Source organism: Chryseobacterium lathyri, from assembly GCF_019970085.1.
Taxonomy (GTDB): Bacteria; Bacteroidota; Bacteroidia; order Flavobacteriales; family Weeksellaceae; genus Chryseobacterium; species Chryseobacterium lathyri.
This window is the reverse complement of record NZ_JAHXYG010000002.1, coordinates 559,805-577,865: the sequence shown is the minus strand read 5'-3', so window position 1 is coordinate 577,865 and position 18,061 is coordinate 559,805. Positions and strand designations below refer to the sequence as shown.

Sequence of the window (18,061 nt, the reverse complement as noted above, 5' to 3'; positions counted from 1 at the left end):
TATAAAAAAAACAAACCTCCCAAATATGGAAGGTTTATCCATTAGTTTCTGTTTTTTAGCAATATCCAGCCTGATCTCTGTTCCAGCTTTTTGCTGGCCGGATTCTCCCACTGTACTTTATACCAGTAAGTGCCTGTAGGCAGGTTCATTCCTTTTAAAGAACCTGTCCAGACAGCATCAGTTTTGGTTGCCCGGAAAAGTTCTGCACCATACCGGTCAAAAACTGATGCTGCAAAGTTATTATATCCCCTAAGTCCTGAGAAATCTATTGTGTCATTTACTCCATCCATATTAGGTGTTATGGCATTACTGATTACAAATGTGAAATAATCCAGTGAGGTACTACAATTTGCATCTTTTACCCTTACCATCACATGGTAGTTTGTATTATTTAAGACATTATAAAATATATTGGACGACTGCCATACCACACCTCCATCTATTGAATATTCCAATTCACCTCCCGTAGGGTTGCTTGATGTAAGGGTAAGCACATGATTATCATATACTATATTTGTAAACTGAGGGAGATCTGGATTTAATAATTTTCCGGTGAAAGTCTTAGAACATACTCCATTACTGATGGTAACGGTATAGGTTCCGGGAACATTGGTCGATATAGTCTGGGTAGTTGCACCTGTGCTCCATAAATAAGTATAGTTAGTACCTGCACCAGCATCTAGAACCCCTGTATCGCCGGCACATACATATACATCCTCTAATGTAGATACAATAGCCGGTACCACCTCAATGGTCACCTTTGCAGGCAGTACAGAACTACAACCATTACCTCCCAATGCATACACTGAGTATTCCGTAGTAACGGTTGGCGAGACCACCTGAGTATTTCCGTTTCCGGGAAGGCCTACCCAGTTATAGGTAATTCCTCCGGTAGCCGTAAGAGTAACGGATTCTCCCACACATATTTTTGATTTGGATGCGGATATGCCTGCTGTTGGTGGCCCAACTATTACAGTAACCGTTGCCGGGGTTGCAGAAACACATCCGTTAGCTGCTACTGCAAATACTTCATAAACGGTAGTAACAACCGGAGAAACCACCTGGGTATTTCCGTTTCCGGGAAGGCCCGTCCAGTTATAGGTTGCACCTCCTGAAGCAGTTAGCGTTACTGATTCTCCGACACATATTCTGGGTTGAGAGGAAACAAGAGTAGCCGTTGGCAATGTTGTATTTTGCGTTACGGTAACTGTTGCTGTATAGGTACAGGTTAAATTTCCCGGCTGCGATACATTGGTAACTGTAAGTGTATAGGTCCCTCCTGCATTCACTACAGGATTAAGCGTATTGGCACCTGACACTATATTTCCCCCTCCTGCTGCTGTCCATGCAATAGTAGATCCAGCAGGCACTACAGATGCCGAAGCATTTAATGTAGTCTGAGGGGTTGTACAGGTTATTTCCTGCGGTGCTGCTATCGTAAGTGTTGTTTCGGCTGTTCTTAGTAACTGAAGGGAAACTACATAATGACATCCTCCGTTTTTCACTAATACATATATAGTCTGATTTCCCGGTGGCGAATAGGTTGTTGGCGCTGCAATAAAATTAGCATTTCCCGCAAGAGCATCAGCCTGATTGATATAATAGGTAAAAGTAACACCTGCTCCTGCAGAAGTGATCTGACTCTGAGCAGTTGTCAGGTCATAGGTAAGTCCCGGAGCATAACATTTATGTAATATAGCATTCTGTACAGTGATGGGCTGTGAAACTTCAATAGTGATTGTAGCAGGATTTTGAGATACACATCCATTGGCTCCTACAGCACTTACTGTATACGTAGTAGTTGCAGTAGGTGATACTGTCTGAGTATTGCCTGTTCCGGGAAGGCCCGTCCAATTATAAGTAGTACCTCCTGAAGCAGTTAAAGTTACCGATTCACCACTACATATCTGTGTTTTACTTGCTGTAAGTCCGGTTACAGGTGGAGCACTGTCTCCTGTAACTGTAACATTGGCAACAGCGGTACAGGTAACAGGTCCCGGCTGATACGTTTTTGATATTGTTAAAGTATAAGTCCCCGGAGCATTGATAACCGGAGTTAGTGTATTTCCTCCTGAAACGATATTTCCTCCGGTTGTCGTCCAGTTAAAAGTAGATCCCGCAGGATAAACAGAAGCTGAAGCATCTAAAGTGGTCTGCGAGCTGGCACAGGTTAATACCGCGGGCGGCAAAATTGATGCAGTCATCTGAGGTGCTTTTATCAGCTGCAACTCTGCTACCTTGAAACAGAAGCCATTTTTAACACGAACATATACTGTTTGTCCTCCAGGGCTTGAATAGGTGGCAGGGCTGGGAATGGTATTTGCATTTCCAGCGAGCGCATCTGCCTGGTTTAAGTAGTATGTAAATGTTGCACCAGGGGTTGTACTTATAGAAGCGTCTGCAGAAGGTAAATTAAAGGTTGCATTTCCAGCAGCGTAACAGGCTGTCAGGGTCGCATTCTGTACGGTAGGGGAAGTTCCTCCAACTACTGTAATGGTTCCCGTTCCCGGGCATGTGTTTCCCTGGATGAATACCTGAACACTGTATACACCTGGTTGCGTAGCAGTATAACTAGCTCCGGTTTGACCGGGAATAGGGTTATTATTTAAGAACCATTGATAAGTAACGTTAGGAACCTGAACAGAGGCTGTAAATGTCTGAGGTGCATTATCGCACATATAGACTGTATCAGGAAGCTGTACTCCGGCAGGATCGAGAATTTTCACTCCTATGTCAAATGATCCCGCTTCCAGAAATACAGCTGAGTCATAACTCCTGTCACTAAAATCTGCCAAGACCATTTTGAAGTGATAGGTCTGGCCGGGAATTACAGTCGCTTTTGCGGTCAAAGGAACGGTACGTCCATCAAAGTTAGTTTCAACAATAGGGTTATTGATTCCTGCGAAATACTGTTCGTTTATAGGGCCACAGCCAGAACTTCCGGAAATTGCAGGATGTATGTTAGTTACACTCACGGGGCCTGCTCCGTTAGGAAGTACTGCGAGATTCGTATAATTAGGATCAGTTGCTTTTTTTAACAGTAAAGCAAATCCGTCTGATTTGGTACATGCAAACTGGAATGCGGGAGCATATTCTTTGGAAGCAAACAGGTATCTGAATGTAACCTCTGTAGAAGCCGGTACAAAATCAAATTCTATGTAGGTAGCATCTCTCAGTTCACCATTATTGATTCCCAAAGCCGCAGCCAGATCTGTATCTCCAAAAGTATTCAGGCCATCACTTAAAATTCCCTGATAACTGTTACCTGCTTTTGCAGCGTATCCGGTGGAAAGAACAATTCCTTTTGCAAAAGGAAAAGCTGTGGTTCCTTTATTAAAAAACCCCCAGCTTCGGCCAGGATCATTTATTGATAAATTGGGAGAAACAGTGACGTTACTTACATTGGACGTGGAACAGGCTCCTCCGGAAATCAATACGTCTTTTACCAGCTGTGTAATGCTGTAGCCGGACTCCGGATAATTGGGTGTATTTACATCTATAAAAACACCTGCTTTCATAGAGGCGGCACTAGCTTTTTTTGCAGGTATCGCTGCTCTGTCTGTGTTTTGAGCAAAAACCAAACTGCCGATGAATGCAAAAAATAACGCCAAAAATAAATTTCCAATCCTCCTATTTAACATTTTATAGTATTTTAAACAAAAATACTATTTTTTTTGATTGAAACTTAATTTAGCACAATTTACATTATCACTAATGCAAGTTTATTTATTCAGCAATATAAATTTGCTTTGTTTGAAAATAATAAGAAAGGCTGACAAAAATGCCAGCCTTTCTATAAATTATATAAAAGATTATTCTAAGTTTTTAAGAAGAATCCATCCTGTTTTCACTGCCGTCTGTTTACTGGCAGGATCCTGATAGGTTACCTGATACCAGTAAGATGCAGTTGGGAGACGTTTTCCCTGGAAATAGCCATCCCAATACGGCCTTGTTTTTCCGGCTTTGAACACTTCTCTTCCGTAACGGTCAAAAACGAACCCTTGAAAATCTTTGTAACTGCTTACTCCGCTAAAGTCAATAATATCATTTACGTTGTCTCCGTTTGGTGTGATTACATTTTTCATAACAAATGTAAAGTATTCCAGAAATCCTACACAGCTGGTATTTTTCACTTTGACACGGATGGATATTACAGTATTTTTAGGAACATTGGAGAATACATTGGACGCCTGCCATGTAAAGCCGTTGTCTACAGAATATTCTAATGTACCGTTACTAGGATTACTTGCTGTAAGAACCATTGTTCCGCTGTCGTTATAATCAACTTTTATAATTTCGGGAACTACAGCGCGTATTACCTGGGTTTTAAATTCTTTTAAACATACCCCGTTACTAATCATAACGGTATATTCACCCGGAGTTGATACGGTAATGCCCTGGGTGGTTTCTCCTGTACTCCATTCATAGGTATAACCCGGTCCTGATCCGGCATCCAAAAGGATCATATCCCCTTCACAGATCTGCCCTCCTTTTAGTGTAGATACGATAGCAGGAACTACATCAATGGTAATGGATGCAGGTTGTAGGGATTTACAGCCCTGTGCACCAATAGCATATACGGTATAGGTTGTGGTCTGGGTTGGGTTTACCGTTCTTACTCCTCCGGTAGAAGAAGTATCTCCCCATTGATAGGTTACACCGCCTCCCGCTGTTAATATCAGAGATTCTCCTTCGCAGATCCTCATTCTCGGAGCAGTAATCTGGGCAACAGGTGTTTCTTCTCTTCTTAGCGTCAGGGTCACAATTTTGCTACAAAATGCACCATTGGAAACGACTACATAAATAATCTGTCCATCGGTACCATTGTAGTTGGTAAGATTGGTAATAAAGCTGTTGTTTTGAGCTTGCGCATCCGCCTGATTGGCATAAAAACGAAATACGGCGCCTGGTGTTGTACTTATCTGTGGTTTTGCATCTTCTAAATTAAAAGTGCTCAGAGTAGGAGTCGCACAAAGCTTCAATATTGCATTCTGAGCCGTCGGAGAAGTTCCGCCTATAATGGTAATGCTTGCTTTCTGACATTCTGTTCCGCCCACAAAAGTTTTTACTTCGTATACTCCGGGTGAAGTGGCTATATATACAGCACTGGTTGCGTTAGGAATTACCACACCGTTTTTGTACCATTTGTAGGTCATTCCCGGCACGGTTGACACCTGTGCTTTTAAAGTCTGTGGTGTATTATCACACATATTCAGAGTTTCCCCCAAAGGATTTCCGTTACCATCCACGATGGTCATTCCGATGTCAAATGATCCACCCTGCAAAAAAACTGCAGAATCATAACTATTATCCACCGCATCTGCCATCACCATTTTAAAATGATAGGTCTGTCCCGGAACAACTGTGGCCACTGCCGTAAGAGGTATGGTTCTCCCGATGAAATTGGTTTCAATATTCTGCGTATTCAATCCGCCGAAGTACTGCTCATTAATGGTTTCTCCATCACACCCTACTCCCAGTGGTACAATATTAAGAACACTTACCGGTCCTGCTCCGTTGGGAAGAACGGCTAAATTTTCATAGGTTGGGTCCCCAACTTTTTTCAGAAGGAGAGCAAAACCGTCTGCAAAATCACCACATGGGAATCCACTTGTATATTCTTCTGAGGCAAATAAATAATTAAATTTTACCTGGTTGCTGTTCGGAACGAAATCAAATTCCAGAGACACAACATCTTTAAGGTCATCCGGCGGATTAATCGCGGCTACCAGATCAGGGTCATTCATCCCGGCTCCAGGAACAATATCGCTTAATGTGGATGCTTCCAATCCATTTCCAGCTCTTCTTGCTTTACCGGAAACAAGCACAACTCCGTCAGTAAAAGGAAAATTAGTGGTTCCTTTATGAAAATATCCCCATGCTCTTTCTGTATCTGTTGGCGGCTGATTGGGTGATATGGTTACATTGCTCACATTGGGAGCCGCACACACAGATCCTCCGGAAATCAGTACATTTTTTACCAGCTGATCTATGGTGAACGCGGAAGGCGCATAAGTAGGTACATTTACATCAATAAATGCCCCGGCTTTTTTACTCTGGGTGCTAAACTTTTCGAGCTGCGGCTTTCTGTTCATTTTCTGGGAAAAAGCAGAAACAGAAGCCAATAGAAACATTGTAACTAAAAAGTAATTATTCAGTCTATAATTGAACATTTTATTTTTATTTGTTCAAATGTAACAAAAATATCAATAAAAAACACTCTTTTTCAGTCAATTCAATTAATTTAACATCTATATTAATAATAAATTTATTTTATAATTACATATTCCACAAAATTAGTAGAATTTAATTTTTAAACTTTGAAATGTGCATAACAAAACAGACCACCTGTACGGACGGCCTGCTTTTAATCTTGAAAACTACGTTCAATTATAATTTATATTAAGAAAATTAAGGATAATAGGCTGGAAGCTTGAATAGGGAGACTGGAAGTTACTATCAGACCTACAATTTCTGACGTTATCGTAAAATTTGATGAAGCAGTCTTTAAAGGAATAATAAATTACAGGGTTGGAACTGTTTTTTCAACCTCAACTCAAATCCTTCTCCAGCTCCCTGCTTCCTTATTTATTAAAGACAGAAATGTCTTAACCCGAACTCAGGTTATATTATTCCTTTTTCAGCTGGTCTATTTCTGTCTGCAGCTGGCTGATAATATCTTTTAAAGCTTTGATTTCATTCTTATTGGAATTGACATTGCTTTTCAGAATGACATTCTTGGCCCTTTCATTATGGTCTTCCTCATCTTCGTCTTCGTTGATCTCTTCAATATCTTCCTGGATGTCTTCAATGTCTTCATTAATCTCCTCAATATCCTCACTAATCTCTTCAATATCTTCGCTGATCTCTTCGATATCTTCCTGAATATCTTCAATATCTTCCTGGATATCTTCAATCTTTTCGTGACTTTTGTTCACGGACATCTGAATAAAAATAGCCAGATAAATGGCCTCCAGAGAAACTACCGTTGTAAGGATCAGAAGCATCTTATCAAACTCAACGATATTGAGCATCGGCAAAAGAAATGAGGTGATAAAAAATAAAGTATGAACAATGAGTGACGGGATAGAACCTACCCACCATGTAATGCCGTTCGCTATTTTTTCTAAAGCGTCTATTTTTTCAGTTTCTTTTTTCATCGTTTCTTAGTGTTATAAGAGTTCTTTGGTCACTCCAAGCCCAAATAGGGCGAAATCATACTTAGCCGGATCATTTTCATCAAATTTTCTGATGGCTACATCCAGTTCTTCTACAGTTTTCCAGTCGTTCTGCGTTCTGGAAACCAGTCCAAGCTTTCTGGAAATATTTCCTGTATGTACATCTAACGGGATCGAAAGATATTTCTGATCTATATTTTCCCAAATACCAAAATCTACGCCATGTTTGTCTTTTCGCACCATCCACCGCAGAAACATTATAATTCTTTTGGAGGAAGAGTTTTTATAAGGTGAGCTGATATGTTTGTGGCTTCTGTGCTTTTCAGGTTCCAGAAAACGGCTTCTGAACCTTTCAATAGCATGCTGAAAATTAGTTTCCTGATCGTTTACTTTAAATAAGTTTTCCAGGCTCTCATTTTCTTTATAAATCTTGTTGAACTGCCTGATGAAGTAAGCAAAATCCTGACCGTTAAAAGTTCTATGGATACTTTTGTTCTGAAGGATATCCAGATCTTTTTCAGAATAATTCAATACAAAATCATAAGGTGAATTCCCCATAATATCAAGCATTTTATCTGCAGATTTAATGATTGATTTCCGGTTGCCCCAGGAAATAGTTGCAGCCAAAAAACCTGCAATTTCTATATCCTGCTTTACATTGAAACGGTGCGGGATCTGTATGGGATCATCTTCAATAAAATCGGGGCTGTTGTATTGGTCTGCCTTTTCATTCAAAAAGCTTTTCAATTCTTCAAAATTAAGCATACAGGTTTTAAATTTTTACGCTTTCCAGTGCTTTTGGCAGGAAGGTGTTGGGAAAAACATTTCTGGCTTCGTCCGTAAATACCGTAAGGTCTGCATACCGGTTTGAGAAATGACCCAGGATCAGTTTTCCCACTTCAGCTTTCTGGGCTATCATTGCCGCCTCCAAAGCTGTTGAATGTCCGGTATAGTCTGCCATTTCTTTCAGGTCATGGAGGAAAGTGGATTCGTGATACAGAACCGTTACATTTTTAATAATCGGAAGTACCGATTCAAGATACCGGGTATCGCTGCAGAAAGCATAGGAAACAGGAGGTGCCGGATCCAAGGTTAATACTTCATTTTTGAGAACATAGCCATCGCTCAGCACAATATCTTTGCCTGCTTTTATATTGTGGTAATCACAGGTTTCTATTTCGTTGTATTTGGCGATTTCCTTCATATTGAGGTGCCTGTCTTTAGGTTTTTCTTTAAAAAGGTAACCGTTACAGTATATTCTGTGATCCAGCGGGATGGTATATACTTCTACCCTGCTGTCTTCATAAATTTTTTCGGAATAGTCTTTATCCAGCTCATGATAAACCACTTCAAAACCACGATGCGTTTCCGTAATGGTAAAGATGGTTTCCAGCATTTTTTTGATTCCTTTCGGGCCATAAACATGCAGAGGAATATCCCTTCCGAGCAAACGGAAAGAGGCGATAAGTCCGGGAAGACCGAAACAGTGATCACCGTGAAGATGTGATATAAAGATATGATTGATCTTTGAAAATCTCGCTTTCGCCTTTCTCAGCTGTACCTGGGTTCCTTCTCCGCAATCGATCAGAAAATGTCTCTCTTCCATTTCCAGCAGCTGTGCCGTGGGCGAAGAATTAATGGTCGGAATAGCTGAATTAAAGCCTAATATCGTTAAATAAGTACTCAAATCAATAGTTTATTATAACAAATGTACGACAGAAAATTTAAACATATCTTTTGGATGTCAGTTTAAATACGACCCGCATAGAATTAATTATTCTTTTACTTTAAGGAAGTCCAGAAACAGATCCAATGCCTGTTTGCGGTGACTTATTTTGTTTTTGTCTTCAGGATTCATTTCTGCAAAAGTCCTGTCATGTCCTTCGGGAACAAAGATGGGATCATATCCAAAACCCTTATGTCCTTTATTTTCTGTGAGTAAATTTCCGTGAACTTTTCCTTCAAAATAACGGGCTCCATTCTCGTCATAGTAACATAGAACCGTAATGAAATAGGCTTTTCTATTTTCCTGACCTTCCAGCTCGCTTAAAACCTTTTCGATATTTTTAGCAAAATCATGATCTCCTGCATAACGTGCAGAAAAAATTCCGGGTCTTCCGTCCAAAGCTTCAACAGCAAGTCCGCTGTCGTCTCCCAAACTTGGGATTCCGGTTTTTTCAAAACAGTATTTTGCTTTGATCAGGGCGTTGGCATTGAAAGAGTCGCCATCTTCTACAATTTCTTCATGAATATTATAATCGGTAAGACTTTTTACTGTAAAATGATTTCCCAGAATCTGCTGGATCTCTTCTTTTTTGTGTTCGTTGTGTGTGGCAACCAATAATTCCATATCTATATTCATTTTTGCTCAATTTGTTTTTTCCGTATCATTTACGGTTAATTTTATATCCGAATTTTGTTAAATTTCAGCGTAATGTACTTTATACTTTTTCGTAAAAAGATAATAGAACAAAGAAAAAAGTACAATCCCAACAGCCAGAATAACCCATTCGGAAATTTTAAAAGCGTCTGCAAAGCTCTCACTTTTGGTGTAGGTAACCAACAATGAAGAACACAGATTATTAAACCCATGCAACAGCATCGGCAGTAATAGCGATTTTGTTTTATAGTAAACAAACCCCAATACACATCCCAGCAATACGGCTCCTACAAACTGCCATGGATTTCCGTGAACCAGCCCAAAAATAACGGATGCATAAAAAATAGCTCTTCGTGGATCTACCCCTTTATTGATAAGTCCTTTCTGGATAATCCCCCTGAAAATAATTTCTTCAAAAATAGGGGCCATGATCACGGTCATAATGATCATGATGACCGGTTCAAAAGTCAGCTGCTCCATAAGCTTTGAGAAAAACTCATAGTATTTTCCCCAGAACGGCCCTGTGGTAGGAATAAGAGATGTTATGAATTCTGAAATGAGCATCATACCCATCATCATAGGAAATATCAGGAGGTAGGTAGAAAAATTCGTAGGAGAAAAATTGAAGTTCAGTTTTTTCCCGGTTGAAGGTCTTACAATGAAAAAATCGAAAAAAGCAATAGCAGTCAGAAAACCTACAGCATTGGTCACCATCAGGAACCAGTCTTTCAGTTCAAGGTTTTCCCTAAAAGCAATTTTCCAAAAACTGCCGAAAAAAGAAACAGCCATTGTTCCTATAAATAATCCTGCCACTAAAACAAGACCGCCGATCCATGTAAAGGTAAACTTCGGATACCTGCTATTCTCCATACTTTTTCTCTGTAAGTTTGTAAAAACAAAGATAATTTTTTTGAAAGCCCTAGGCAACTAAAAAAGGAAATTCTTGGACACAGGTACGGTGCCGGATCTGAGTATGGGAGAGTGAGAGAATTTTTTAATGGAAATACTGTATTTGAAGATAATTGCATTATTTTCTCCCAACTGTATAATATTAATAATTATCATCCTACATCTTCTCTTGAACCTCTAAAAACCCTATCACTCTACCACTCTCCCACACTCAAACCCGGATCCCGCAACTTATTCTCCCAAATTATTTGAAACCTCATAAAAAATCCCGATTTTTGCAACTTCAAAATACACTATGTCAGACTTAATCAAAGAAATACAAAAAAGAAAGACTTTCGGGATCATTTCCCACCCGGATGCCGGAAAAACAACTCTTACGGAAAAGTTACTTCTTTTCGGGGGTGCTATCCAGGAAGCCGGTGCGGTAAAATCCAACAAAATAAAAAAAGGAGCTACCTCCGACTTTATGGAAATCGAAAGACAGAGAGGGATCTCTGTAGCGACTTCCGTATTGGCTTTTGAATATAAAGATCACAAGATCAACATCCTGGATACACCAGGTCACAAAGACTTTGCTGAAGATACTTACAGAACTTTAACTGCCGTAGACTCTGTGATCGTTGTCATTGACGTTGCAAAAGGAGTTGAGGAACAGACTGAAAAATTAGTAAAAGTCTGCAGAATGAGAAACATCCCAATGCTTGTTTTCATTAATAAACTGGACCGTGAGGGTAAGGATGCATTTGATCTTCTGGATGAAGTGGAACAGAAATTGGGGTTAAGAGTGGTTCCGCTATCTATCCCGATCGGTATGGGAAGTGATTTCCAGGGTATTTATAATATCTGGGAAAATAATATCCAGCTGTTTCTTGAAGAAAAGAAGCAAAGAGTTGGTGAAACGGTTAAGTTTGACGATATCAATGATCCTTCAATGGATGAGGTGATCGGTGAAAAAGCTGCTCAAAACCTGAGAGATGAGCTTGAGCTTGTACAGTCTGTTTATCCTGAATTCAGCCGCGAAGAATATATGAACGGTGATTTACAGCCGGTTTTCTTTGGTTCGGCTTTAAATAATTTTGGAGTGCGTGAACTATTGGATGCATTTATTGAAATTGCTCCAATGCCACAGCCTAAAGAAAGTGACATACGACTTGTAAAGCCGGAAGAGAATAATTTTACAGGATTCGTTTTCAAGATCCACGCGAACATGGATCCGAAGCACAGAGACAGACTTGCATTCGTAAAAATTGTTTCGGGAACATTCAGAAGAAATGAAAATTACCTGTTGGTAAGAGAAGGCAAAAAAATGAAATTCTCTTCCCCTAATGCATTCTTTGCTGATAAAAAAGAGGTTGTGGATGAAAGTTTCCCTGGGGATATTGTTGGTCTTCATGATACAGGAAGTTTCAGGATCGGTGATACGTTAACAGGAGGTGAAAAACTGAGCTTCAAAGGAGTGCCAAGCTTTTCTCCGGAACACTTCCGTTATATCAACAACAGCGATCCGCTTAAAGCTAAACAGTTGGCCAAAGGTATTGATCAGCTCATGGATGAAGGAGTTGCCCAATTATTTACGCTTGAAATGAACGGCAGAAAGATCATCGGAACTGTAGGGGCACTTCAGTATGAGGTTATCCAATACCGTTTGGAGCATGAATATGGTGCCAAATGTACCTACGAACCTCTTTCTATGCATAAGGCGTGCTGGGTGGAAGCAGATGAAAAATCTGACGAGTTTAAGGAGTTTGCAAGATTAAAGCAGCGTTTCCTTGCCAGAGATAAATATGATCAGCTTGTATTCCTCGCAGATTCTTCGTTTACGATTCACATGACTCAGGAAAAATTCCCGAATGTGAAGCTGCATTTCATCAGTGAATTTCAACAAGACTAAATTGCAATAAAAAATAAAAAACCGTTCAGATGAACGGTTTTTTTATATAATTTATTTGGATAGTTTACTTAGGTATCATCATTAATTTCTTAACAATTTTCTCTCCGTCTACAGTAACATGAATCATATAGGATTCGGTAGGCAAATGTTTTAAGTTAATCTGTTCCAAAAGTTGATCAAATATATATTTGGTCTTTTTAGGAACAATCAGCTTTCCATCCATTGAAAATAATTCGTAGGTAATAACATAAGGACGAAGTGGAACCTGTCTAGGGAAATCAGCTTTGATATACACATACCCATCGTTGGAAGGCACGGGATATATCATCAGTCCCTGGTAAACTCTTGTAGGGACTGTTACCGGATCTCTTGGATTTGGTGGTGGGTTTACTACCACTGATGAATTAATTGTAAAGTTCTGTAAATTGACATTAAAGAATATATTATTAACAGCTTTTACCATAATTCTGGCATTATTGGAAATTGTACCAAGACCGCCTGGAACAGTATAATTATAAGAACCTGTATTAGGAGTGCTTGCCACCAAAACAGTTGGGAACGTGAGACCGCCGTCTTTTGACAACAGGATTGTTACATTAGGTGCGCTTATCGGTGCCGTTGTTGTATTGGCAACATTCCATGTAATTGCATATGACTGACCTTCAGTCCAAACAACGCCAGTAGTATTTTGTGAAGTTACGGTAAACGGGCCTGCAGCTGCATTCACTGTAACTACCATATCATCAGAATTGTTTCCAGAACCTCCCGCTCTATTGTCACGAGTGGTAAACCTGAAGTTATAGGTTCTGGCAACATTTGATAAAGCTTCTACAGGAATTGCCAAGCCTTGAGTAGTAGTTGCTCCAGCTAATACTGAAGTCATTGTTGGAAAATATCTAATAGGAGTAGTTTGTGGAGTCCAAGATCTGAAAGTAGGACCAGAAGCTTTTGTCGCAGTTGCCGCAGAATTTGCTCCGGTTTGTCCAGCAACAGCTTTATCCATTTGCTCCCAAATATAGGTTAGAGCATCTCCATCTCCGTCAGTGCCCGTTCCTGTAAGCATAAATGGAGTGCCCTTCGGAATGATATAATCTAATCCTGCATCAGCTGTAGGAATAGCATTTCCGGTATTTGTAATTACCGGGCAGGTTTTTGTTTTAATATTATTGGTAATCTGCTGAATACTTATAGCATGAAAAAATGGATCTGAATGTTGTTGCACATCCTGGTTGGTAATCCCTGCATACCCCATAATTGTAGATCCTGAACCGGGCTCCATATTTACCCCTGCTGATTCAATATTATGAGAAAATGTATGATTTCCTCCAAACTGATGCCCCATTTCATGGGCAACATAATCAATATCAAAACTATCACCAGATGGAATAGCATTTGCCGGGGAAGTATATCCACTTCCTTTTGATCCATTGGTACAAACGCAACCAATACAACCAGCATTTCCACCACCACCAGTTGCCCCAAATAAATGGCCGATATCGTAGTTTGCTTCTCCAATCGTCGCAGTTAAAGTATTCTGTAACTGAGCATTCCAGTTATTCATTTGGGCTGAAGGAGAATAAGGATCTGTAGCTGCGTCAGTATAAATTACAGCATTATTGTTTGCAATAATGATCATTCTTGCAGAGAAATCTTTTTCAAAAACTCCATTTACACGAGTCATTGTATTGTTCATCGCTGCCAATGCACCCGCTACTGTTCCTCCGAAATAGGTTGTATATTCACCTGTACAAGATAAGGCTAATCTGAAAGTTCTTAATTTTCCATCATCAGCATTGGGTCTTGCCGTAAGATCAGAATTATCTAGGCCTTTTTGAGCAACATCCAGCACAGTACATTCAAACTTATCTAAACTCTCTTTTTTATCTGATTTTTTATAAACAACATAAGTTGAAAGGTCTTTTGTATATGGCTCGATAAAAACCGCTGATTTGTTTCCATAAATCTCCATTGAAGATAATCCCAATGGTGAAATACTGAAATAAATAGTAGAACTAGGGTCATCATCACCTACACCAACATAAGATTTAATATCCGGATATTTTGCTGCTAATTCAGGATCGAAATTTGAGTTTTCTCTTACTTTGAAACTTTCAAGGTTGCCATTAGAATTTGGGAAAGAAACAATAACATCAGACTTTCCTTTAACAGCAAATCTTTTGGGTGCTTTCGCTAAAACATTCTTTAAATTATCAAAATCAAGATTGTAAATTTTGGGGTGAAGAATGCTGGTCTTATTTTCAAAGATTTCCGAAGTATTTTTTTGAGACGCTTCCTTCCAAAGTCTGCTTGTTTGTGCTAAAAAAACATTGGAAATAAGAAATATCCCCATCAAAAGTATTTGTTTTTTCATATAGTTTTTCTTTTTTTTTAAACTTATTATTACTGTGCTTATCTTTTTAATATTAAATAATATAATTTCATCATTAACAAATGTGGATCATTACACTATTAAAAATGAGAACAAAATACACTCCTTTCATTATAAAAATCTTAAAAAGCAAATGTAAATATTATAATATTCAGAATCAGCATTTGAATGTTATTTTTCAAAAAAAATGTTAAATTATTATAAAACAATCCCAAAATATAATAAACCATTACCACTATCCGGTAGAAAAAAATGCCAAGTACTAATAAAAAAACAGCTTACTCTTCTACTCATTTTTCATAAAGCTTTATTTTTTTAACCTCATAATTATAAAAAATTAATCATTTAATTCATTGTTGAAGATAATTTTCATCCATTCTGTTTTTGTAAATCTTTTGTAAAACAGATCCAATACAATGATTTTCAATCCATTAAAATTTTACCGGAATAATACTTTCTATTTACAAAAGTATGCTTCTGTTCACCACTAATTTTACATCATCAAAAAAATTAATGTTATGAAAAAGTACCTATTACTGGTGGCTGTATCCAGCACTTTCATTATGTGTAAAAAAGCAGAAGCGACAAAATCTCAAATAGAAGATACTATTCATACGGCAGACAGTACGGCTGCTGCAGTAAATGAAACTATCAATTCCATCAACAATACTGCGGACAAGGTTCTGGATTCTGCTAACGTCAGAATAAAAGATTTTGAAGATGCCAAAGGCGAAATTCAGCAGAAAATAGAAAATACGTCTAAGATGGTTGACTCTTTAACCGATAAAATTGCTTCAACAAAACTGGAATCAAAGATCGAGAAAAAAGATTCGGCACAGAAAAAAGCCGAAAAAATTGTGGTGAATGTCCCTGCTCCAAAAGTAATTAAAGAAACCCAAATTGTTTATAAGGACAAACCTCAGAATGATGCTTATGAGCTTAAAAATAAAATGGTGAAAACAGGTATTCTTTCTATAAAAGCTGACCATGCAGAAACGGTAAAGGAACTTGTAAAAGATGAAATCATAAAAAATAACGGTTATGTAAAAAGCGAAGAGCTTTCTTATGTTACGACAGAAGCAGCCAACAGAAACTCTTCGTACGAAGAAAACAACCAAAAGGTATATTATATGGACGTTAAAGTTCCTATCCGTAATTTTGACAGTTTAATGAATGACCTAAGTGAGATTGGAGATATTGAAACTAAAAGTATACAGGTTTCCGGAAACAACTACGCAGAGAATACCCTATGTACAATAACAGTGACTCTTACTGATAAATCGAGTTTCGAAAAAGAACCTAAAACTTTCGGCGAAAAATCACTGGCAGCAGTTTCATCAGGATGGAATGTGATCACATCGGTCTTTCTTTTCATTCTTCCGCTCTGGCCATTATTCCTGATCGGCGGAATAGGATACTATTTCTATAAAAAGAAAAAAAACACGGACAACAATCTCCAATAAAACAAAATCCATCGAAAGATGGATTTTTTAATATTATTTTAATAAAAATCAAATCCCTGCCGAATTTGTTCTTTGTATATTTAAATATTCATGGTTGATGGTATTGGTCAGTTACGGAAGTTATTTCGTAGGAATTTAAATAAGTATGTATTTAATCAACAGGATACACCATGTATTCAGCCTGGTTAAAGGTATATTATAAAAGTGGTTTGTAATAAGAAAGGCTCCCGATGGGAGCCTTTCGCTATTTCATGTTCACTATTTTGTCTACGATAAACTTTGTGTTTCCTCTCCACGGAAGCGCTCCATTGTATTCCTTATAATGAAGATCGAAAGTTTTGCCGCTGTTGGTTTCCAGCTGTTTAAAAATTTCAGGATCTTCTACCGAAAATTCAAATTCATAGCTTGTAATGGTTCCTGTTTTTCCTTTTCCAAAACCTTCCTGGATGAGTTTTCCTTCATAGGTTTTGAAAACATAGCCTTTTTTCATGGCATAATTCAGATAGCCGGACTTTACTCCTTCTCCAAAGACGAAATAGTATTTATACCATACCGTTACCCCTATCAGAAAAAGTATTACCCCGAGGCTGATCCACAAAGTTTTTTTCATAAGCAGTGTGTTTTTATATTAATTTATTTGGCGATGCTTCTTGAAATTACAATTTTCTGAATCTCAGAAGTACCTTCGTAGATCTGCGTGATTTTCGCATCTCTCATCATTCTTTCTACGTGGTATTCTTTCACATATCCGTATCCACCGTGGATCTGTACTGCCTCAATGGTAGTATCCATTGCCACCTGGGAAGCGTATAATTTTGCCATTGCACCGCTTTCAGAAATATCTTTACCGGCATCTTTCTCACATGCAGCTTTGAAACATAACATTCTTGCTGCAGTAATCTGGGTAGCCATATCTGCTAATTTAAATGCAATTGCCTGGTGATTAATGATTTCAGTTTTGAAAGCTTTTCTTGTTTTAGCATATTTTAAAGCCAGTTCATAAGCTCCTGAAGCAATACCCAATGCCTGAGAAGCAATACCGATTCTTCCTCCGTTCAATACTGCCATAGCAAAATTGAATCCGAATCCGTCTTCCCCGATTCTGTTTTCCTTAGGTACTTTTACGTTATTGAAGATCAAAGAGTGCGTATCACTTCCTCTGATTCCCAGTTTATCTTCCTTCACACCAACTTCAAAACCTTCCCATCCTCTTTCAACGATGAAAGCGTTAATTCCTTTATGTTTTTTCTCAGGATCTGTCTGTGCGATGACAATATAGTAAGAAGCCGTACCACCGTTCGTGATCCAGTTCTTGATACCATTTAAAAGATAATAATCTCCCTTATCTTCTGCGGTTGTTTTTTGGGAAGTAGCATCAGAACCTGCTTCAGGCTCAGATAATGCAAAAGCGCCAATTACTTTTCCACTGGCAAGAGGAGTAAGATATTTCACTTTCTGTTCTTCGGAAGCAAATTTTTCAAGACCTGCACATACCAGAGAGTTATTTACGGACATTACCACAGCTGCAGAAGCATCTATTTTTGCGATCTCCTCCATTGCCAAAACGTAAGAAACGCTATCCATCCCTGCTCCTCCGTACTTAGGATCTACCATCATTCCCAAAAGCCCCATTTCACCCATTTTCTTTACTTGCTCTGTAGGAAATTTCTGATCGCGGTCTCTTTCTATAACTTCAGGTAATAGTTCATTTTGTGCAAAATCTCTTGCAGCCTGCTGAATCATCAGCTGTTCTTCCGATAAATTAAAGTCCATAAAAAATAATAATTAGTAGCCGTAAATTTACACTTTTTAACCAAATCTGAAAATAGAATTGGAAGTAAGGGACAGACT

12 protein-coding genes are annotated in these 18,061 nt (G+C 38.6%); 2 read left to right on the top strand and 10 right to left on the bottom strand.

The features are described from left to right. Positions 1-41 precede the first annotated feature (41 nt). The 7 genes from LC418_RS07965 to LC418_RS07935 form a co-directional block, all read right to left on the bottom strand. Complete coding sequence (locus tag LC418_RS07965) at positions 42-3,641, bottom strand: choice-of-anchor L domain-containing protein (RefSeq protein WP_223558686.1); 3,600 nt, start codon at positions 3,639-3,641, stop codon at positions 42-44. A 171-nt stretch (positions 3,642-3,812) separates the two neighbouring features. After that, positions 3,813-6,173, bottom strand: a complete 2,361-nt coding sequence (locus tag LC418_RS07960; RefSeq protein WP_111960359.1) for a choice-of-anchor L domain-containing protein — start codon at positions 6,171-6,173, stop codon at positions 3,813-3,815. A gap of 456 nt (positions 6,174-6,629) precedes the next feature. Then, a complete protein-coding gene (locus tag LC418_RS07955) occupies positions 6,630-7,160 on the bottom strand; it encodes a DUF1003 domain-containing protein (protein ID WP_111960357.1) in 531 nt (176 codons plus the stop codon). 12 nt (positions 7,161-7,172) lie between these two features. Continuing rightward, positions 7,173-7,943 carry a TIGR02757 family protein gene (locus tag LC418_RS07950; RefSeq protein ID WP_223558685.1) on the bottom strand — a complete coding sequence of 257 codons (771 nt, stop codon included), beginning with the start codon at positions 7,941-7,943 and terminating at the stop codon, positions 7,173-7,175. A gap of 7 nt (positions 7,944-7,950) precedes the next feature. After that, the gene (locus LC418_RS07945) at positions 7,951-8,865 is read right to left on the bottom strand and encodes a ribonuclease Z (protein ID WP_223558684.1); all 915 of its coding nucleotides are present in this window, start codon (positions 8,863-8,865) and stop codon (positions 7,951-7,953) included. A gap of 87 nt (positions 8,866-8,952) precedes the next feature. Next, a complete protein-coding gene (rdgB, locus tag LC418_RS07940) occupies positions 8,953-9,540 on the bottom strand; it encodes an RdgB/HAM1 family non-canonical purine NTP pyrophosphatase (RefSeq protein WP_262901771.1) in 588 nt (195 codons plus the stop codon). A 57-nt stretch (positions 9,541-9,597) separates the two neighbouring features. Next, positions 9,598-10,428: a CPBP family intramembrane glutamic endopeptidase gene (locus LC418_RS07935; RefSeq protein WP_223558683.1), complete on the bottom strand. Its 831-nt coding sequence runs from the start codon at positions 10,426-10,428 to the stop codon at positions 9,598-9,600. 334 nt (positions 10,429-10,762) lie between these two features. Here LC418_RS07935 and LC418_RS07930 point away from each other — a divergent pair, with 334 nt between their 5' ends. Then, complete coding sequence (locus LC418_RS07930; RefSeq protein ID WP_223558682.1) at positions 10,763-12,358, top strand: peptide chain release factor 3; 1,596 nt, start codon at positions 10,763-10,765, stop codon at positions 12,356-12,358. A gap of 64 nt (positions 12,359-12,422) precedes the next feature. Here LC418_RS07930 and LC418_RS07925 read toward each other — a convergent pair whose 3' ends face one another. Beyond that, complete coding sequence (locus LC418_RS07925) at positions 12,423-14,729, bottom strand: reprolysin-like metallopeptidase (protein ID WP_223558681.1); 2,307 nt, start codon at positions 14,727-14,729, stop codon at positions 12,423-12,425. 536 nt (positions 14,730-15,265) lie between these two features. On the opposite strand from LC418_RS07925, the gene LC418_RS07920 reads away from it, so the two are divergent. Continuing rightward, entirely contained in the window at positions 15,266-16,210 is a 945-nt protein-coding gene (locus LC418_RS07920) for a DUF4349 domain-containing protein (protein ID WP_223558680.1), read from the top strand. 244 nt (positions 16,211-16,454) lie between these two features. On the opposite strand, the gene LC418_RS07915 is transcribed toward LC418_RS07920, so the two are convergent. Both LC418_RS07915 and LC418_RS07910 read right to left on the bottom strand, forming a co-directional pair. Further along, positions 16,455-16,820 (bottom strand): hypothetical protein, encoded by a 366-nt coding sequence (locus LC418_RS07915; RefSeq protein WP_223558679.1) that lies wholly within the window; start codon positions 16,818-16,820, stop codon positions 16,455-16,457. Between the two features lie 23 nt (positions 16,821-16,843). Then, positions 16,844-17,983 (bottom strand): acyl-CoA dehydrogenase, encoded by a 1,140-nt coding sequence (locus tag LC418_RS07910; protein ID WP_062652654.1) that lies wholly within the window; start codon positions 17,981-17,983, stop codon positions 16,844-16,846. Positions 17,984-18,061: the final 78 nt, after the last annotated feature.

Excerpts from the sequence above, each read along its gene's own strand:
- rdgB (WP_262901771.1), bottom strand. The coding sequence starts at position 9,540 with ATGAATATAGATATGGAATTATTGGTTGCCACACACAACGAACACAAA.
- LC418_RS07920 (WP_223558680.1), top strand. The coding sequence starts at position 15,266 with ATGAAAAAGTACCTATTACTGGTGGCTGTATCCAGCACTTTCATTATG.
- LC418_RS07910 (WP_062652654.1), bottom strand. The coding sequence starts at position 17,983 with ATGGACTTTAATTTATCGGAAGAACAGCTGATGATTCAGCAGGCTGCA.
- LC418_RS07965 (WP_223558686.1), bottom strand. The coding sequence starts at position 3,641 with ATGTTAAATAGGAGGATTGGAAATTTATTTTTGGCGTTATTTTTTGCA.
- LC418_RS07930 (WP_223558682.1), top strand. The coding sequence starts at position 10,763 with ATGTCAGACTTAATCAAAGAAATACAAAAAAGAAAGACTTTCGGGATC.
- LC418_RS07935 (WP_223558683.1), bottom strand. The coding sequence starts at position 10,428 with ATGGAGAATAGCAGGTATCCGAAGTTTACCTTTACATGGATCGGCGGT.
- LC418_RS07925 (WP_223558681.1), bottom strand. The coding sequence starts at position 14,729 with ATGAAAAAACAAATACTTTTGATGGGGATATTTCTTATTTCCAATGTT.
- LC418_RS07960 (WP_111960359.1), bottom strand. The coding sequence starts at position 6,173 with ATGTTCAATTATAGACTGAATAATTACTTTTTAGTTACAATGTTTCTA.
- LC418_RS07915 (WP_223558679.1), bottom strand. The coding sequence starts at position 16,820 with ATGAAAAAAACTTTGTGGATCAGCCTCGGGGTAATACTTTTTCTGATA.
- LC418_RS07955 (WP_111960357.1), bottom strand. The coding sequence starts at position 7,160 with ATGAAAAAAGAAACTGAAAAAATAGACGCTTTAGAAAAAATAGCGAAC.
- LC418_RS07950 (WP_223558685.1), bottom strand. The coding sequence starts at position 7,943 with ATGCTTAATTTTGAAGAATTGAAAAGCTTTTTGAATGAAAAGGCAGAC.